This is a genomic window from Rhizobium sp. P2_G2 (genome assembly GCF_056403555.1).
On the sequence record NZ_JBFUFF010000035.1, the window covers coordinates 24,886 to 42,172 of the forward strand.

At 61.6% G+C, this 17,287-nt stretch carries 18 protein-coding genes and 1 riboswitch; of the genes, 2 read left to right on the plus strand and 16 right to left on the minus strand.

Annotated elements, in window-relative coordinates; all coding sequences use genetic code 11:
* Window positions 1-10: 10 nt before the first annotated feature.
* The 12 genes from AC1D06_RS22600 to thiC all read right to left on the minus strand — a co-directional run bounded on the left by AC1D06_RS22600 (window position 11) and on the right by thiC (window position 13,141).
* Window positions 11-1,048: an ABC transporter permease gene (locus AC1D06_RS22600; protein ID WP_477988048.1), complete on the minus strand. Its 1,038-nt coding sequence runs from the start codon at window positions 1,046-1,048 to the stop codon at window positions 11-13.
* Window positions 1,049-1,169: 121 nt separating this feature from the next.
* Window positions 1,170-2,867 carry an ABC transporter substrate-binding protein gene (locus AC1D06_RS22605; protein ID WP_477988049.1) on the minus strand — a complete coding sequence of 566 codons (1,698 nt, stop codon included), beginning with the start codon at window positions 2,865-2,867 and terminating at the stop codon, window positions 1,170-1,172.
* Window positions 2,868-2,944: 77 nt separating this feature from the next.
* The gene (locus AC1D06_RS22610) at window positions 2,945-3,838 is read right to left on the minus strand and encodes a proline iminopeptidase-family hydrolase (RefSeq protein WP_477988050.1); all 894 of its coding nucleotides are present in this window, start codon (window positions 3,836-3,838) and stop codon (window positions 2,945-2,947) included.
* Between the two features lie 27 nt (window positions 3,839-3,865).
* On the minus strand, window positions 3,866-4,456 hold the full coding sequence (locus AC1D06_RS22615; RefSeq protein ID WP_477988051.1) for an ANTAR domain-containing response regulator: 591 nt from the start codon (window positions 4,454-4,456) through the stop codon (window positions 3,866-3,868).
* A complete protein-coding gene (locus AC1D06_RS22620; RefSeq protein WP_477988052.1) occupies window positions 4,453-5,622 on the minus strand; it encodes a transporter substrate-binding domain-containing protein in 1,170 nt (389 codons plus the stop codon). Before AC1D06_RS22620 ends, AC1D06_RS22615 begins: the two co-directional genes overlap by 4 nt.
* Before the next feature lie 367 nt (window positions 5,623-5,989).
* Window positions 5,990-7,630, minus strand: coding sequence for a calcium-binding protein (locus tag AC1D06_RS22625; protein WP_477988053.1), 1,641 nt, complete (start codon window positions 7,628-7,630; stop codon window positions 5,990-5,992).
* 178 nt (window positions 7,631-7,808) lie between these two features.
* Window positions 7,809-8,588 carry a hydroxymethylpyrimidine/phosphomethylpyrimidine kinase gene (locus AC1D06_RS22630; protein ID WP_477988054.1) on the minus strand — a complete coding sequence of 260 codons (780 nt, stop codon included), beginning with the start codon at window positions 8,586-8,588 and terminating at the stop codon, window positions 7,809-7,811.
* Entirely contained in the window at window positions 8,558-9,163 is a 606-nt protein-coding gene (locus AC1D06_RS22635; RefSeq protein ID WP_477988055.1) for a thiamine phosphate synthase, read from the minus strand. The genes AC1D06_RS22630 and AC1D06_RS22635 overlap by 31 nt, the downstream gene beginning before the upstream one ends.
* A complete protein-coding gene (locus AC1D06_RS22640; RefSeq protein WP_477988056.1) occupies window positions 9,160-9,933 on the minus strand; it encodes a thiazole synthase in 774 nt (257 codons plus the stop codon). Before AC1D06_RS22640 ends, AC1D06_RS22635 begins: the two co-directional genes overlap by 4 nt.
* A gap of 1 nt (window position 9,934) precedes the next feature.
* Window positions 9,935-10,132 carry a sulfur carrier protein ThiS gene (gene thiS / locus AC1D06_RS22645; protein WP_477988057.1) on the minus strand — a complete coding sequence of 66 codons (198 nt, stop codon included), beginning with the start codon at window positions 10,130-10,132 and terminating at the stop codon, window positions 9,935-9,937.
* Window positions 10,129-11,331: an FAD-dependent oxidoreductase gene (locus AC1D06_RS22650; RefSeq protein ID WP_477988058.1), complete on the minus strand. Its 1,203-nt coding sequence runs from the start codon at window positions 11,329-11,331 to the stop codon at window positions 10,129-10,131. Before AC1D06_RS22650 ends, thiS begins: the two co-directional genes overlap by 4 nt.
* Window position 11,332: 1 nt before the next feature.
* Entirely contained in the window at window positions 11,333-13,141 is a 1,809-nt protein-coding gene (gene thiC / locus AC1D06_RS22655) for a phosphomethylpyrimidine synthase ThiC (RefSeq protein ID WP_477988059.1), read from the minus strand.
* A gap of 92 nt (window positions 13,142-13,233) precedes the next feature.
* A riboswitch (TPP riboswitch) is annotated at window positions 13,234-13,353 on the minus strand.
* Window positions 13,354-13,640: 287 nt separating this feature from the next.
* Between thiC and AC1D06_RS22660 the strand changes: the two genes are divergently transcribed.
* Together AC1D06_RS22660 and AC1D06_RS22665 are read left to right on the plus strand one after the other, a co-directional pair.
* Window positions 13,641-13,985, plus strand: a complete 345-nt coding sequence (locus AC1D06_RS22660) for a type II toxin-antitoxin system Phd/YefM family antitoxin (protein WP_477988060.1) — start codon at window positions 13,641-13,643, stop codon at window positions 13,983-13,985.
* On the plus strand, window positions 13,982-14,626 hold the full coding sequence (locus AC1D06_RS22665; protein ID WP_477988061.1) for a hypothetical protein: 645 nt from the start codon (window positions 13,982-13,984) through the stop codon (window positions 14,624-14,626). The genes AC1D06_RS22660 and AC1D06_RS22665 overlap by 4 nt, the downstream gene beginning before the upstream one ends.
* Before the next feature lie 582 nt (window positions 14,627-15,208).
* On the opposite strand, the gene AC1D06_RS22670 is transcribed toward AC1D06_RS22665, so the two are convergent.
* From AC1D06_RS22670 to AC1D06_RS22685, 4 genes are all read right to left on the minus strand, one after another.
* Window positions 15,209-15,667: a hypothetical protein gene (locus AC1D06_RS22670; protein WP_477878757.1), complete on the minus strand. Its 459-nt coding sequence runs from the start codon at window positions 15,665-15,667 to the stop codon at window positions 15,209-15,211.
* A gap of 146 nt (window positions 15,668-15,813) precedes the next feature.
* The gene (locus tag AC1D06_RS22675; RefSeq protein ID WP_477988062.1) at window positions 15,814-16,221 is read right to left on the minus strand and encodes a hypothetical protein; all 408 of its coding nucleotides are present in this window, start codon (window positions 16,219-16,221) and stop codon (window positions 15,814-15,816) included.
* 9 nt (window positions 16,222-16,230) lie between these two features.
* Window positions 16,231-16,416, minus strand: a complete 186-nt coding sequence (locus AC1D06_RS22680; RefSeq protein ID WP_477988063.1) for a helix-turn-helix domain-containing protein — start codon at window positions 16,414-16,416, stop codon at window positions 16,231-16,233.
* 140 nt (window positions 16,417-16,556) lie between these two features.
* Window positions 16,557-17,276, minus strand: a complete 720-nt coding sequence (locus AC1D06_RS22685) for a hypothetical protein (RefSeq protein WP_477988064.1) — start codon at window positions 17,274-17,276, stop codon at window positions 16,557-16,559.
* Window positions 17,277-17,287: the final 11 nt, after the last annotated feature.

Consider the following 17,287-nt stretch of genomic DNA (forward strand, 5'->3'; position numbering starts at 1 on the left):
CTCCGCCTCCTCAGACGATCTTGGTGCGCGGGTCGAGCGCGTCGCGGATACTGTCGCCCACGACATTGAGCGTCAGCACGGTGAGCGCGATGGCAATGCCCGGCGCCAGCGCCACGATCGGGCGGGTGTAAAGCAGCGTCTGGCCATCCTGGATGATGGTGCCCCAGCTTGCATCCGGCGCCTGCACGCCGATCGACAGGAAGGAGAGCGATGATTCCGTGACGATATTGAGCGCCATCATCAGCGGAATGAAGACAATCAACATGGTCGAGACATTCGGCAGGATGTCCTTCCACAGGATGCGCCATTCGGGAATGCCGAGACCGATCGCCGCCAGCACGAATTCGCTGTTCTTCAGCGCCAGCACGCGGCCGCGCACCGGGCGCGCCACATAGGGCACGTAGATGATGCCGATAATGCCGATCGGCAGCAGCAGGCTGTCTGCCGTTATCTCGATCGGGCCGAGCACGATGCCCTTGGAAATCAGCACGATCGACAGCGAAATAGCCAGGAGATAGACGGGAAAGGCCCAGAGGATGTCGAGGAACCGCGACAGAACCATATCGACGGCGCCGCCGAAAAAGCCGGCGCAGATGCCGATCAGCGCGGCGAAGACAAGACAGATGGCCGTGGCGCAGGATGCGATCAGCAGCGAATTGCGGCCGCCGTAAAGCAGCCGGGCGGCGACATCACGCCCCTGCGTATCGGCGCCGAGGAAATATTGCGCAGCCCAAGTCGGCCCGATCGGCGTCACGCCAAGACCCAGCCCCTCGGTCGAAGGCTGCATGATCTTGACCTTCTTGCCGTCGATCTTGATCTTGCCGCTGAGATTGGAGCTGAACGGATCGGTGCCCGACACGTAATGCGCATAAAGCGGTGCGGCGAGGCTCGACAGGATGATCACCAGCAGCACCAGGGCGGCGGCGATCGTCGGCTTGTCGCGCTTGAGAAGCCGCCAGGCGCGTTGCCAGTGGCTGGAGCCTTTTCGGAGGCCTTTGCTTTCCGAATTCTCCATCGGATTGGCAATGCTGTCGGATACGAGGGTCATTTCCAGTTCCTGCCGTCACCGACGGTCACACGGTCGCAAACAGCCGCTGTTCTCGCCGATTCGGATTGTTCAAGGATGAAGCGGGCAATGGCATGCGGCTGCACGCCATTGCCCACACGGATTATTTCACCCAGGACTGGGAGATGATCCAGCGGTTCTGCTTGTTGAACAGGTAATTGCCGAGGCGGGCCGAGCTGAAATTGACGCTTTTCGGCGTGAACAGCGGCGCAAGCGGCGCCTCAGCCATATAGCCCTTGTCGATCTTCGCCCATTCGGCTTCGGCGCCCTTCTCGTCGGTGAGCGAGAGCTTCATCGCCGCCTTCATCTGAGCATCGAGGTCCTTGTTGCAATAGCCCGAAATGTTGATCGAGGAATCACTGCCCTTGGTGAAGCTGCCGCAGGAGAGCAGCACGTTGAGGAAGTCCGACGCCGCCGGATAGTCCATGTACCACTGCGTGATGCTGATCTGGACGTTGTTGTTGGTGTTCTGGATGTAAGAGAACTCGATATTCGGCGAGATCGCCTTCATCGAGGCTTCATATCCAAGCTGGGTCAACACGCTCTGGACATAGGTGCCGATGCCCCGCGCAACGGCATTGTCTTCGGCGATCACGGTGACCTTCTGGCCCTTCGTGCCGGATTCCTCGACCAGTTGCTTGGCCTTGTCCATGTCGGCCTCCGACCAGGTCGGGCCTGGATCCTTGGTGTAGATGCAATCATCAACATGGCCGGGGAAATCCGGCGGCAGGATCTGGCAGGTCGGCTGCCCCAGCGCGTCGCCGCCGAACAGGCCGACCAGCGCATCGCGATCGAGTGCATAGTTCAGCGCCTGGCGCGCCTTGACATTGTTGAACGGCGCCAGGTTGGTGTTCATCGGCGCGTACCAGAAGGCGGCGAGCGGATCGAGATGCATCTGCTTGGCATATTTGGTGCCGAGTTCCGGCAGACGGTCGGCCGGCGGCGTATCGAACATCCAGTCGACCTGGCCGTTCTGTATGGCGTTGATGACAGCTTCTTCTGTCATGCCGAACTTGTAAATGATCTCGTCGGCATAGCCATCAGGCTCGGCATCGGCACTCCATTCCTTGAAATGCGGATTGCGCTTCATGACCAGCGCTTCATTGGGATTGTAGCTGTCGAAATAATAGGGACCAGTGGTCGGGATCGGCGTCGTCCCGGCATCCTTGGCCGGGGTATCGGCCGGCACGATCGAGGCATGCGGCACGGCGAGCTTGTCGAAGAACTCCGAATCCGCTGCGACGAGATTGATGGTCACAGTACCGGCGGCCGCATCGGCGCTGATGCCGCCGTCGAGCGTGCAGGTATCGGGCGTAGCGATGCATTTGTCGGCGCCGACAATGCCGTTATAGAAGCTGCCGACGGTCGGCCCCTTGACCTTGAAGATGCGCTGGAACGAGGCGACGACATCGGCCGGCGTCAGTTCCTTGCCGTTGGAGAACATGATGCCCTTGCGGATCTTGAACACGAAGGTCTTGCCGTCATTCTTCATCTCCGGCATCGCCTCGGCGATATCGGGGACGATCTTGAAGCCCTCGATGCCGCCGGCCTGCTTGAACTTGACCAGGCCGTCATAGGTCATCTGGTAGATCTGCCAGTACTGGGCGGTATAGTTGATCGCCGGGTCGATGGTGCCGGCCGCAGACACGGCCGACAGCACCATGCTGCCGCCGCGATGCTGGGTCATGAGCGCCGCACGGTCCTCGGCATGGGCGAGGCCCGCAAGCATAGTCTGGGCGAGCAGGACGCCGGCAAGAGCGGCCCCTGCACGACGGAAGGTTGTCATTGATCTCTTGGTCATGATGGTCTGTTCCCCTGTTGTTGTGGCTGGTTCGATAGGACTGGCATTCGCGACCGCCCCGAAGGGCGGCCCTGTTTTCAGGGCGCTTTCGCATCCAGGAAGGCACCCACCTCGGCCATGCAGGCGGCACGTTCCTCGACATGCGGCATATGGCTGGATTGTTCGAAGATTCGCCAGCGCACATCCGGAATTTCATCGGCATAGGGCTGCACGCAGGCCGCGGTCGCCTCGTCGAAGCGGCCGGAGATCAGCAGCACCGGCACAGTGATGGTYGACAGGCGGCCGACGATCGACCAGTCCTTCATCGTGCCGATGACGTGGAATTCGTTCGGCCCGTTCATCGTGTGGTAGACGGTCGGGTCCTCGGCGATGGCATCGAAGGTGCGCTTCACCTCGGGCGGCATCGGCACGACGCGGCAGACATGGCGCTCGTTGAACACATCCGTGGCCTTGGTATAGTCAGCCGAATCCGTGGTGCCGGCCTGTTCGTGCTTGAGCAGCGTCGCCTGCACATCGGCCGGCAGCGCATCGCGCAGGCGATTGGCCTCAGAAATCCAGGTGACCATGGCGGCCGGCGAATTGGCGATCACCAGTGCCTTCAGCCCGGCCGGCCGGTCGACCGAAAACTCCGCCGACAGCATGCCGCCCCAGGACTGGCCGAGCAGGCAATAGCTCTGGCGAATGCCGAGATGATCGATGAGATTGTGAAGCTCGGCCTTGAAGAAATCGACGGTCCAGAAATCCCCGCCCTTGTCCGGCAGATGCGTGGATTTGCCATTGCCGACCTGATCGTAATGGATCACCGCGCGGCCGGTTTCGGCAATATCCTTGAAGCTGTCGACATAGTCATGCGTGCAGCCCGGCCCGCCATGCGCCACGATCAGCGGCGGCTTGCCGGAGGCCAGGTCGCCGGTGATCCGGTACCAGGTCCGGTAGGCGCCATAGGGTGCATAGCCTTCCTTTATCTCCATATTCCGTCTCCCTTTTTCATCCTTGTTCTATGGTCCGCCGCGCGTGCGCTTGTCGTTCCTGCAGATGGCATCCGCCGCCTCCTCGATCGTCATGCCCCAATCCATGGAAATGCTTCTCAGCCGCTTGAAGGCCGCAGTCTCGCCGGCATAGCCCTGCTGCATCAGCTGCAACACGGCGCGCACCACGATCGGCCGCTGCCGCAACCGGTCCTCGAGCACACGGATATCGTCGGCATGGCTGCGCGCCTTCCGATAGGCGTGCGCGGCGATCAGCAGCGCGCTATAGGCGCCGGTCGAGCCGATCGGCTTGAGCATATGCGCGTTCGAACCCTGGGCCAGCGCCCATTCGATCCGTCCCGGCGCTTCCGAGCCGATGAGCGCCACGAGCGGCATGGGCGAAAAGCCCGATGGCCAGGGAAACTGCTGGTCGTGCCCCATATCGGCATCGAAAAACACCACATCGGCTGTCGCATCCTGCTCGTCGAGCTGCGGCCAGACGGACCTGACCCGGATATGCAGCGATTGCAGCTGCCGCGTCAGCGCCTCGACGGCCGGATGCGGCCGGTGCAGGATCACCGCCTGYCAGTTCGAAAACATCGGCCGTTCGAACTGGCTCATTTCACCACCTTCAGTCCCGGTGCCGGCGCATGGCCCACGGGCTTGGCGGGAAAGGCCGAGCGCACCAGATAGGGATCGGCCTCGATGACCGGCGTGTCCATGTCGAACACCTCGAAGCCACCCTCCTCGTCGGAGCGGCCGATATAGGGCCTCAGCCCGGCGTGATGCGTGCGCGGATCGAAGGAGACCGGCCCGATCGGTGTCTCGAACCGGCGCTGCGTCACCACCTTGCGGATCACATCGGGATCGTCGGTGCCGGCATCGGCGATGGCCTGGGCAAGGATGGAAACCGCCATATAGGCAAAGACGAACGGCCCGGTGACCGGCCGCCCTCCCCCGCGACGCGCCGCCAGCCGCGCCTTGAAACGCCGGTTCTCCTCGGTGTCGAGCTTGTCCAGATAGATATCGGTGACGATATGACCTGCCTTTGCGCGTGGGCTCAGCCCTTCGAGGTCTGTTTCTGAAAAGTTGCAGGCGACGATCGGCCGGCGGTCGGCGCCGAATTCCGGGTCGCTGTCGCGCAATTCCGCATAGGCGCGGATGAAGGCATGGACGGAGCGGCCGACGAGATTGGAGAGAATGAAATCCGGCCGCTTCTGGCGGATCTCGGCAATCAGATGGTCGACCTCTTCCGAGCCGAGCGGCACAAAGCGCTCGGCCAGCACTTCGCCACCCGCCGCCTCGGTCATCTCACGGGCAATCCGGCCGATCTCCCAGCCCCAGATATAGTTCGACCCGACGATGAACGGCCGCCTGCCATAGCGCGGCAGCACATGATCGAACAGCGGCAGCAGATGCTGGTTGGGACAGGCTCCGAGATAGACGACGCTGTCGCTGGTCTCATAGCCTTCATAGGGAAAAGCGTACCAGAGCAGCGCCCCATGCCGTTCGACGACCGGCAGCACATCCTTGCGACTCCAGGACGTGATCGTGCCGACGATATGCCGGCATCCCCGCTGCCGGATGGCCGCTTCGGCGAATTCGGCATAGCGCTCGGCATTGCCAGCGGGATCATCGACCCGCGGCTCGAACTGGAAGGATGAAGCGGGGTCGCCGTTGACCTCGGCAACAGCCGTCAGGGCGCCATCCACGGCGTCGCGGCCAAGCGCCGCATAGGTGCCCGTGGTCGAATAAAGCAGCGAAAGGGGGATGGTCTTCCGGATCACGACGCCTCCTGCAATCCGGGACGATGACGGCACGCACCGGCCTGACACCTGCCCGGCAATCCACCGCTCTGACCACGAACACCGTCTGCCACGCCAAACTCCCAATTGGAACAATCAGGCCAGGGCACGACCGGAGAAACGGCATAAAAAAAGCCCCGTCCGCAGAAATTTGCGGAGATCGGGGCTCATTTGCCGTTGGCGATCAGTGCCATTTGTCAGGCGAAGCTATGACAAGCTCACTTTGTAGTCAATCGAATTTCGTGCTCATTTTTCAACCATTCGCATCGCGTTACGCCGTGACAGACGCCTCGCCGCGTTGGCGCAGTCGCTGCAATCGCAATATGGCCGAGAGCGCACCCGATCGAATTCAGGTCAGGAGAAAGTCTGTATTGGACAGGTCGCCTTTGTTCATGAGGGTGGTGATCAACACCTGATCGTGATCGGTGCCGCTGCCATCCTCGTCGTAGTAGAGATTGCCGGTCTTCTTGTCATAGATCAGCCAATCGTCGCCATCCTTGGCGGCGGTGCCGAGGACGAAATGGTCGGCGCTCACCTTGCCTGCATCGAACTGGTCGATCGCCTGGTGGGCCATCTTGATCGTGTCCTGCTTGCTGTCGAAATCCTTGATCTTGTCGACGTCGTCGCCGAAAAATGTCTGGGGAAGCCGTTGAAAAACGAACGTGTCCTTGCCCGCGCCTCCGATCATCAGGTCGGCGCCGTCACCGCTATTGAGGATATCATTGCCGGCGCCGCCATCCAGCGTATCGTTGCCGATGACTTCGGTGTAGAAGCCGCCCGGCCCGATCTGGGCATAGAGCGTGTCATTGCCGCCGAGCCCCTTGATGACATCCGTGCCGCCGCCGCCGATCAGCACTTCGTCACGCTTGTCGGTGCCCGTGATCGAGTCATTGTTGGCGCTGCCATAGACGCCTTCCACATTCAGGATCGTGTCCTTCCCCCAGGCGCCGAAATTCTGGAGGCCCGTCTTGCCGAGATCGATCTCGACGCCCTTCTTGCCCAGGACATCGCCATCGAAACTGACAAGATCGACCCCGTCACCGCCATCGATCTTGTCGTTGCCGGCTCCGCCGGTCAGTTTGTCGTCGCCCTTGCCGCCCGAAAGCGTGTCGTTGCCGTCATCTCCATAGAGATAGTCGATACCGCCAAGCCCGCTGATCTTGTCGGCGCCGCCATTTCCGTTCAACTGCTCTCCGAAGGTGCCGTCCTTTGTATCCTTGCCGATGATCTCGTCGTTGAAATTGCTGCCCTGGAGGCCGATGACATCGACCAATGTGTCATGGCCCGCACCGCCGGTCACTTTTCCCGTACCGAGGTCCGCCTTGATCCCCGAAAGCGCCGTATGACGATAATCAGCAACGGGAAAGGCAGCATCGCCGCCATCAAGCCTGTCATCGCCGAGGCCTCCTTCCAGCGTCGGCGGGAAAGCGGTGAAATCCTTGATCGAACTGTCGCCCTGGGCGAGGTAGTTGTAGATATCACCCGACCCGCCGAGCGCCGTCATGACCGCGGACAGCGAGGCATGCAGGTTGTCGACCGTGTCGAGCGAATGACCGTTGAAGTCGGAATATTCGAGCGACGTCACCGTGCCCTTTGTCGGATCCTGGGTGAAGCCCGTGCCCTTGATCGTGACGAAATTGAAGTTGTCCATCTCGATGACGATCTGCTTGGACGTGAATGTGTCGATCGTATCGATCGTCGACCAATCCGCCGTCTGCTTGATCAGCGCAATCGCCGGTGACAGGAGATCGTCATATAGGTCCGCGGCGGAGACGGCGTGCTTCATCGTCACCGTCTGCGCCTTCACGGGGCCTGAAAAATCATCGTCGATATAGGTCAGCTTGGTGATGTTGCCGGCCTTGAGATAGCCGTCGGCATCGTATTTGAACCCGGTCCCCGTGACGATGACCGAATCCCCGCCGATGCCGGCAAAGGTCACGGATTTGTCGGTTCCCTCGACAGTTTCCTTCAACACCATTGAATAAGACATTGATCGCTCCCCGTTTTGATCTCAAAACGGTATAGATGCGACAAAGTCGCACAATCCCCTGTTCAGGGGACCCGGCGTGTTTTGCATGGGCCCCGCAGTATATCGGCCAGCGGCGGCAAGAATATCTCTGCGTCCCCGTCATCGGCTTCGTTCAGGCCATCGACCGCAATGTCGACGATCACTCGGCCGCCGCATCGAACTGCCGGTCCATGAACGCCTTTGCCGCGGCGAGCGCCGCCGGCATGTCCTGGCCGAGCGCCAGATGCGCCGCGACGGCGCTCGACAACATGCAGCCCGTTCCCCGCAACGTGACCTGGCGTCTCGGCGAAGCGAAGTATCCTGGCGGCACGGCGGACACATAGAGCGTGTCGATCGACATCGCGCCGTCCCCATGGCCGCCCTTGACCAGCACGGCGGGACAGCCCGTGTCCAGGATTTGCGCGGCCTGGTGCGATATTTCAGCGTCCGAACGGGCCGTTTCGCGATCTGTGAGAATACCAAGCTCGGGGAGATTGGGCGTCACCAGGCAAGCGGCGGGCAGCAGCCTTTGCCTCAGGCTGTCGAGCCCGGGATCAGAGAGCAACCGGGTTCCCGACGAGCTCGCAAGCACCGGATCGAGAACGGCCGGAATGCCGGCATTGTCGGCCAGCACGTCGGCGATGGCCTGCACCACCTCCGCCGTCGCCATCATTCCGATCTTGATGGCTGCGATCGGATCGGCGGCCAGTGCCGCCCGCATCTGGGCGGCGACCAGATGCGCGGATATGGGCTCGACCGCGATGACGGCCGCATGCGTCTGCGCGGTGATCGCCGTGATGGCGACCGAGGCTCCGACGCCGAAACCGGCAATCGTCGCCACATCGCGTGCGACGCCAGCGCCGCCGGAAGAGTCCGAGCCGGCGACAACCAGAACTTTCGGTCTGACACTCATCGCCACGCCGCCGTTCGTTCGATCCATTCCCGTGTCCGCGCCACGGGATCGGCATTGAGCGTAATGTCGGTGACGACAGCCGCGCTATCGGCACCCGCCTCGAACACGCCTTGCAGCCTCCCCACATTCAAGCCGCCGATCGCCACCAGCGGCAGCGGGGCGACGCGCCGTTTCCAGTCTCTGATGCGTTCAAGCCCCTGCGGTGCCCATTGCATCTGCTTGAGGATGGTCGGATAGATCGGACCGAGTGCGACATAGTCCGGCCTGGCGGCCAGCGCCGTTGCAAGCTCCGCCTCGTCATGCGTGGAAAGGCCGAGCTTCAAGCCGGCCCGACGAATGGCTGAGAGATCGGCAGTTGCAAGATCCTCCTGGCCCAGATGGATGAAATCGCAGCCTTCCTCGATCGCGACCTGCCAATAGTCGTTGACGATAAGCTGGCAGCCGTGATCGGCACAGATCGCCTTTGCCCGGCGGATTTGCTGGCGCAGCCTGTCATCCGAGACATCCTTGATCCGCAACTGCACCAGTCTCACGCCCAGCGGAACCAGCCGTTCGATCCAGTCGGCGCTGTCGACGATCAGGTAGAAGGGATCGAGCGTCATGCGAATACCGCCTTGCCGATCACCGGCGTCGACGGCACGGCCATGTCCCGCGGTTCGAGCGGTCCTGCACGACAGGCCTTGTGGCCCGCCTCGATGGCTTGCGCGAAGGCCTCGGCCATCAAAGCCGGCTCCCCGGCACCCGCGACAGCCGTGTTGAGCAGCACGGCATCGTAGCCGATCTCCATCACCGTGGCCGCATGCGAGGGACGGCCGATGCCGGCATCGACGATCAGGGGAATATCGGGGAAATGCGCCCGCATCGATTTCAGCGCCATCCTGTTGACCGGCCCCATGGCCGAGCCGATCGGCGCGCACCAGGGCATCAGCACTTCACAGCCGGCGTCCAGCAGGCGTTCGGCGACGACGAGATCGTCCGTGGTATAGGGAAACACCTTGAAGCCCTCGCCCGAAAGGATCTTTGCCGCCTCCACCAGGGCGAAGACATCGGGCTGCAACGTGTCGTGATGGCCGATCACTTCCAGCTTGATCCAATCGGTCTGCAACAGCTCGCGCGCCATCTTTGCCGTCAGCACCGCTTCGGACACCGAATGGCACCCTGCCGTGTTCGGAAGCACGCGCACCCCAAGCGCCCGGATCAGGTCAAAGAATGTCCCGCCTGCTTTGCTGCCGGCCATTTCACGCCGCAAGGATACAGTCACGATCTCCGTTCCGGACCGCCGCACCGCCTCTTCGAGAACGGCAGGGCTGGGATAGCGCGCCGTGCCCAACAGCAGGCGCGAACCGATTTCGGTTCCATAAAACGCGACCATGTCAACCTCCCTGCAGCGGCGTGAGAATTTCGATCCGATCGCCGTCGGTGAGACGGCAATCCGTTCGGTCCTCGCGATGAACGAGCTCGCCATTGACAGCGGTCGCCAGCCATCCCCCCTCGTAGTCAAGCAGGGTCATGACATCGGTGAGTGTTGCCGCATCAAGGTGATGATCTTCGCCATTGACGATCAGTTTCATGCCGTCGCTCCTGCCTTTGTTCGTTTCATCTCAGCCGTTGCCAGAAGCTCCGCCACCTGCCGGGCCATGGCCGGCGCCAGCAAAAAGCCATGGCGATAGAGCCCGTTCACATGCAGCGCCTGTCCCGCTGCGATCACGCGCGGAAAATTATCCGGAAAAGCAGGCCGCACACCCGCGCCGGTCTCGATCAGACGGGCTTCGCCAAAGGCCGGATGCAGGGCATAAGCGGCATTGAGCAGTTCCATGATCGAACGCGCGCTGGGCGGTCCGCCCGCATCGCTCTCGATCATCGTCGCGCCGATCATGAAGCGGCCATGCTGCCGTGGGACGATATAGATCGGGTGACGCGGATGCAGCAGCCGGACCGGCCGGGACAATGCGATCTCCTCTGTTTCCAGATAGAGCATCTCCCCGCGCACGCCGCGCAGGCGCTCCAGCCTTCCGATCATTGCAGAACCGGTGCAGTCGATCACTTGATCGTAATGCAAGGCGACCCCTCCCCAACTTACAGGGTCGAGCCGCCGGTCTCGGCCCGTCCTTCGGACCCCCACAAGGGGGAGGGGCTTACCTCGCCGCACCGCTGTGCCTTGATTGAGGCGAACAGGGTGCCGCAAGTCTTCTCCCCCCTTGTGGGGGAGATGGCCGGCAGGCCAGAGAGGGTCTTGCGGCACATGCGACTGCCCTGGCTCAAATTGGCACTCGACCAAACCGTCAGCCACACCGAGATGAAACCGGACACCCTGCATCTGCAGCGATCGATGCAGGCCCTGCATCACCCGCCGCGGATCGAGATGCGCCTCCTCGCGGAAGAACAGCCCCTTGCGGAAGCGGCCGGCAAGCCCCGGCTCCAGCTCGGCAATGCCATCCTCACCCAGCCACTCATATCCGGATGTGCGTGACGCGAAGCGGGCAAGCTCGCCCAGATCTCGCTGCGGCGCGACCACCAGCGTGCCCTTGCGCATGACTTCGCCAGGCACGGCAGCCTCCCACCAATCGGCGGCAGCCCTGCCTTCCACGAGCACCCGCTCGTCGGCACTTTCCCGCTCGCACCAGGGCGCCAGCATGCCACCGGCCAGCCACGAGGCACCCGCCCCGATCGATGGTGCGACATCCCTGACATCGACAGCAAAACCGAGAGACGCAAGTTCATGCGCCACCGCGAGGCCGGCGACACCGGCCCCCCTGACGAGAATGCGCATCTCACTCTCCCACGGGCATATAGAGATCGCCGCCGGCGCGGTATTTCGCCGCCATGGCTTCGAGCCCCTCCTTCTGCGCCTCGGCGCGCAGATCGTGCGAGATGCGCATCGAGCAGAATTTCGGCCCGCACATCGAGCAGAAATGCGCGACCTTGTGTGCCTCCTTGGGCAGCGTCTCGTCATGGAAGGAACGCGCAGTATCCGGGTCGAGCGAGAGGTTGAACTGGTCCTCCCAGCGGAATTCGAACCGAGCCCGCGACAGCGCATCATCACGGACTTTCGCGGCCGGATGGCCCTTGGCGAGATCGGCAGCATGCGCGGCGATCTTGTAGGTGATCACCCCGATCTTGACGTCGTTGCGGTCGGGCAGGCCGAGATGTTCCTTGGGTGTGACATAGCAGAGCATGGCCGTGCCGAACCAGCCGATCATCGCGGCACCAATGCCGGACGTGATGTGGTCATAGCCCGGCGCGATATCGGTGGTCAGCGGTCCGAGCGTATAGAAAGGCGCCTCGCCGCAGACCGCAAGCTGCTTGTCCATATTCTCTTTGATCTTATGCATCGGCACATGGCCGGGGCCTTCGATCATCACCTGGCAGTCTCGGGCCCAGGCAATTTTGGTCAGCTCGCCGAGCGTCTCGAGTTCGGCAAATTGCGCCGCGTCATTGGCATCGGCGATCGAGCCGGGCCGCAGCCCGTCGCCCAGCGAGAAGGAGACGTCATAGGCCCGGCAGATGTCGCAGATTTCTTCGAAATGCTCGTAGAGAAAACTCTCCCTATGGTGATGCAGGCACCACTTGGCCATGATCGAGCCGCCGCGCGAGACGATGCCGGTGACGCGATTGACCGTCAGCGGAATATAGGCAAGCCGCACGCCGGCATGGATGGTGAAATAGTCCACACCCTGCTCGGCCTGCTCGATCAGCGTGTCTCGAAAAACCGCCCAGGTCAGGTCCTCGGCGATGCCGCCCACCTTCTCAAGCGCCTGGTAGAGCGGCACAGTACCGACCGGCACCGGCGCATTGCGGATGATCCATTCGCGGATATTGTGGATGTTGCGGCCGGTCGACAGGTCCATGATCGTATCGGCGCCCCAGCGGATCGCCCAGACCATCTTGTCGGCCTCCTCGGCCATCGACGAGGTGACGGCGGAATTGCCGATATTGGCATTGATTTTCACTAGGAAATTCCGGCCGATGATCATCGGCTCGCTCTCCGGGTGATTGATATTGGCCGGAATGATCGCCCGCCCCCGGGCGATTTCCTCGCGCACGAAATCGGGCGTCACATAATCGGGAATAGCCGCGCCAAAACTCTCGCCGTCGCGCGCGAGCTTTTCCCGGATCGCCTTGCGTCCGATATTCTCGCGGATGGCGACGAATTCCATTTCCGGCGTGATGATCCCGGCCCGCGCATAGGCAAGCTGCGTCACCGCCCTGCCATCCCTGGCCTTCAAGGGACGCTCGCGCACCGGAAATTCCGGCGTCAGGCGGTCGCCGGTGACAAAGCCATTGTCCTCCGGCTTCACCACGCGCCCCTCATAAGCCTGCACGTCTCCACGCGCTTCGATCCATGCCTGGCGCAGCCGCGGCAGGCCGGATTCGATCGCCACGACATGCGCGGGATCGGTATAGGGGCCGGAGGAATCATAGACCGTCACCGGCGGCTCGCCAGCGGTCGGATGCAGCGCGATCTCGCGCATCGGCACCCGGATGCCGGGATGGATTTCCCCCTGGATATGAATCTTCGTCGACGCCGGAAGCGGGCCGGTGGTGACTGTCGGGGTTTCAGGCTTTGCGGCAATATTCATCGTGAGGCTCCAAAGTTTTCGCGTTGGAGACCCAGTCATCGAGCCGGAATGATGGAGAACGCCGATACGGATTCAGGGCGTGAATCCGCGTGTCGTCAGCGCTTGCACCGTCCCTACGCCAGTATGAACTGGATCAGGTTCAACGGGTCACTGCGCCGCGAAATCGCTCAGCAGTATCTCAGCCCCTTGTCGGGACCCCCCTGGTGAATGCGGTGAGGTTATGCGGACGAGTGGGGTTCGTCAAGCGTGCGAAAAGTCTGCAAGTGGGTGACTGCCGAATTGGCTGGATCCATTTTCTCTCCGTTTATCTCCGCGGATGCGGAGAATACGCTGCTCGCTGCGCCGTACAGCTCGCAATAGACGGTTCCATGACGGAGGGGTTTACGGCCTTCATGTTCAGTCCTGCAGGCTGGTTAAAAACCCCATCGGCCCTACCGAAGCCATTCTTGCACTCGACCCCGCATTTATGTAAAATTACGTAAAACATATGGAGGCCGCCATGCAGTCCATTCGATCAATCAATCTTCAAAAGAACCTCGGCGATGTCTTGCGCGCGGCCGATGTCGAAGCGGTCGTGGTGATGAACAGGGATCAGCCCCGCACGGTGGTCATGTCCGCCGAGGAGTTCATCCGCCTGAAGATCGCGGCCGGAGAAGCGGTTCCCCCGGAGGTTCGCAAATCACGCCCCACGCTACATCGGCCAGTTGTCGACCCCTTGGGATACGATACCGCCGATCCCGACTTCCCATTGAAAGTGGCCAGGCACGCTCTCAGTGGGGAACACAAGGATGAAATCCGGTCGGAGGTGGCGGCCGCAATGCGGCGCTGGGGGATGGGCGGATGAACGACGGGATTGACCGCGCGCCGCGGCTTCTGATCCCGGACAACTCCCCTCTGTCCTTACTGTCTCATGCGGGGCTCGATGGCCTCGACGCCCTGTTCATCCCAGGGGTCGAGGTCTGGGTCACCGACATGGTGAAAATCGAATCCACGCGAGAGCCCGACCCCGGGGACGACCCCAGAAGAGAACAACGCAAACTCATCGGCGACTGGTTCGATGCCAACAAACATCGAATTTCGGTGATGGAGACGGAAGCTGGCCGGGAATATCTGAAGGCGATGGTCAACTGGACGATCGGCGGGAGCCGACCGGACTTGAAACCGAGTTGGACGGGCCGCGGCGATGCGAGCCTTCTCAATATCCTGTCGACCGCCGAAAAAGTCGTGAGGGATCACGGGGCCGTGGTTTTTATCGTCGATGATCGAAAGGCAAGAGCGGCGCTGCGGCAGGTGGAAAATCTTAACCTGGACATTCTCTCGACAGAGGCGTTTGTCTGGATGCTGGAGGACAAGTTCGGAGTTTCGAATGCGGCCCACATCTGGCAGACCATCGAACTCGGTTCTGGTGTCAACCAGCACGGCAAATCCAGAGTTCCGGACCCGCGGAAAAAAGATCCGGTCTTCGTTCGCAAGTCGAGACCATAGGCGGCGCCAGATGGCCTGTCGGTTTTGCTCGGCTGACTGGCGTCCGCCTCGATCCGTACAAAAAGCCGGCAAGGGCAGTTGGGATCGAGCATTCGACCTCATCTGCGACGGCTTTCGGGAGGCCGGCGGTCAACAGCTTTGCGCAGCGAACTTTGGGCAGCAAAGGTGTGGAGATTTCCGTTGCCAGCCAGGTGCCGCCAGCCTTGGGGGACATCTGTACCTAATTCCGGATCGAAATGCTGGTGGGGTTCCTACATAACGCCGGAGTTTCGAAGTTGTTGTAAATCGGTCGATCCCCGCGCATGCGGAGAACACCCGTTTGGTGCCGGTTACATCGCGGGCTTTCACGGTTCATCCCCGGGCACTCGGAGAACACGATTCCGTGCCGTAGCCGAAGACGCCATCGGCCGGTTCATCGCCACGCACCTCGTACTGCAGCGACTGAAGCGGGTTTCAAGTTTTGTTTTGTTTGGTTTTGTTTGGTCTCCATCTGCGTCTCAGTCTGTGTCTGTGTCTCTGTATGGTCACACAGGTGCGACACCGGTCCGACACCGGTGTCCCACGGGTGTCACGTGTCGGCCCCTAAAGGTCTCTCGACCGAAACAGGGCTGCATCGAGCCGCGATTGCTTTTCTGGCACTTTCTTGCGCCTTTGCTGGTCGCTCGCCTCGATCTCAGGTTCGACAATCTCGCGGATCATGTCGCTTTCGATGTTGCAGACACTTTTGAGTGCGCCTTTGAAGTGGCTGTCGTTGCAAATCGGGTTGGTCTCGTACCAGCCGCTGACGTAGATCTCGCTTGTCTCCGGATCGAACTGTGCGAGCCCACCGGCGACGACCTCGTCCCGCGCCTGGACATAGCGCTCCGCATCCCATCGTAGATCGGAGGCTGCGTAGCCATCCGGAATGCGAAAGCAGCCACACGCGTTCTGATGTTCGCCTGTGAGAAAGTAAAAATAGAGCAGTCTCGCGTCGGTAGACGCGAGACAGTGAAAGCGCTTGTCCCGCCAGATCAGTGGCGAAACCTTGGTGAAGTCACGCATGCGCGGCCCTCCGAAGTTCACCGGCAATCCGGCAGCCGTGACAGGCTTCCGTCACCGAAAGGGCGAACCGTTCGCGCAGGACCGGAATCACCATGGAGGGTGGCTCCTGCTGCTGCACAAGCCATTCTGCCGCTGCGCGGACGGGGTCAAAGGGAGGCGTTGTCATCGAACGCTGCTCCCTTCAGGCGCTTATGTGCGGCCATATGACAGGCGCGGCAGAGCCATTGGACATGGATCGGCCGCGAATAATCGGTATGGTGCGCCTCGGACTTCTCGCTGCCGCAATCTTCGCAGGCTCTCTGCGCGACGAGGCCCTGTCGAACGGCCGAGCGGAGCGCCATATGTGCCCACCGTTTCAGCGGATTTGCCCGGCTCCATTTCTGCTGACGGGTAAGCGACGRCATGGTCTGCTCCGTCGGCGGGGTGGGCGTATTGGGCTGAAGCTGGAGAGCGRCTTCGGCGGGTTTCCGTTCATCGACTGTCTGGCCGGTTGCCACGGTTCTCTGAGCCCGGCTGGTGCCGGGTTGCGCCGCCGGTTCGGTCGGTTTTGCCATGGCCACACCTCACGCCGCTGTCTTGGAGCTTGGCAGAGCGCGGACATAGGCATCCAGCTCTTCGGTGAGGATCAGCGTGCGGCGCCCGCTCTTCCTCGAGGTGAGCTTGCCCTCCTTGATCAGCGCGTAGAGTTTCGTCCGTCCGATGCCACAATAGGCAACGGCATCGTCGATCGTCATGGAAATTTTAGACATTGGTCCATCTCGCCGGGGAGACGCCCGGTGGCGCGAACACCGGTTCGTTCACCGGTGTTCGTCGCCCATTTTTCACACAACGATCCAAATAGCAGGGATGCAAATAGGATTATTTTCCTTAGTCTATTTGCATCCCGCCTTCAATTGCCTCGTTTGGAGCGGAGGATGCGGGCGGCCATGGCTTGAGCACTCGGGATGCTCGGAACGATATCCGCCGGCATCAGCCGCATCGCGTAATGGAGGAAAGTTGCGAAGGGCGCGGCCGTGTCGTCCAGGGACCTCATCGAGCCGTAGGGAAGCCCGTTGTCTTTCGCCCAGGCCTKGGCGCGAACGACAAAGTGTTGCAGTGCCATGCCGACCTCGATGCCGTCTGAATCCTGAAATGTGTCCGGTACGCCCCCGGCGCTCTGGATTTTCGCAAGCGCTGCAGAGATTCGGGTGGCAACTTCCATCACCATATTGCGCGACAGAGAGATGGCGCCGACTGGTGCGTCCCCATCGTCACCGGGTGTCCCTTGCCCAACCGGCACCTTAAAACCTTCCAGCGCCTCGTCGAATTGCGACTGAAACTCATCCCAGGCGGCCTGCGAGACGCCCTTCGGAACAAGTGGCTGGCCAAAGGAAAATTGAAGAAGCGGCGTCAGAAAGGTATTCACGCTCTCCGCGCATCGCTTAACATCGGCAACACGGATGGCTGCCTGCTCAAGCTGTTCACGCAAGAGATAATCATTGCAGAGGGTTTGAAAAGCTTCACGAGCACCCAGCAGGACGGACCTGCCTAACGCCTTCTCCAGGAGGCGCCATTGTTCGGCCGATATAGCGATCTGCGCCGGCTCTCCGGATAGCGAGGTGTAAGGCAACCTCTCCCCGT

Bases quoted from the DNA above. Each gene is read 5' to 3' on its own strand.
- AC1D06_RS22660 (WP_477988060.1), top strand. From the start codon at position 13,641: ATGCAGTCCATTCGATCAATCAATCTTCAAAAGAACCTCGGCGATGTC.
- AC1D06_RS22680 (WP_477988063.1), bottom strand. From the start codon at position 16,416: ATGTCTAAAATTTCCATGACGATCGACGATGCCGTTGCCTATTGTGGC.
- thiS (WP_477988057.1), bottom strand. From the start codon at position 10,132: ATGAAACTGATCGTCAATGGCGAAGATCATCACCTTGATGCGGCAACA.
- thiC (WP_477988059.1), bottom strand. From the start codon at position 13,141: ATGAATATTGCCGCAAAGCCTGAAACCCCGACAGTCACCACCGGCCCG.
- AC1D06_RS22605 (WP_477988049.1), bottom strand. From the start codon at position 2,867: ATGACCAAGAGATCAATGACAACCTTCCGTCGTGCAGGGGCCGCTCTT.
- AC1D06_RS22670 (WP_477878757.1), bottom strand. From the start codon at position 15,667: ATGCGTGACTTCACCAAGGTTTCGCCACTGATCTGGCGGGACAAGCGC.
- AC1D06_RS22625 (WP_477988053.1), bottom strand. From the start codon at position 7,630: ATGTCTTATTCAATGGTGTTGAAGGAAACTGTCGAGGGAACCGACAAA.
- AC1D06_RS22630 (WP_477988054.1), bottom strand. From the start codon at position 8,588: ATGGATCGAACGAACGGCGGCGTGGCGATGAGTGTCAGACCGAAAGTT.
- AC1D06_RS22650 (WP_477988058.1), bottom strand. From the start codon at position 11,331: ATGCGCATTCTCGTCAGGGGGGCCGGTGTCGCCGGCCTCGCGGTGGCG.
- AC1D06_RS22600 (WP_477988048.1), bottom strand. From the start codon at position 1,048: ATGACCCTCGTATCCGACAGCATTGCCAATCCGATGGAGAATTCGGAA.
- AC1D06_RS22665 (WP_477988061.1), top strand. From the start codon at position 13,982: ATGAACGACGGGATTGACCGCGCGCCGCGGCTTCTGATCCCGGACAAC.
- AC1D06_RS22640 (WP_477988056.1), bottom strand. From the start codon at position 9,933: ATGGTCGCGTTTTATGGAACCGAAATCGGTTCGCGCCTGCTGTTGGGC.
- AC1D06_RS22635 (WP_477988055.1), bottom strand. From the start codon at position 9,163: ATGACGCTCGATCCCTTCTACCTGATCGTCGACAGCGCCGACTGGATC.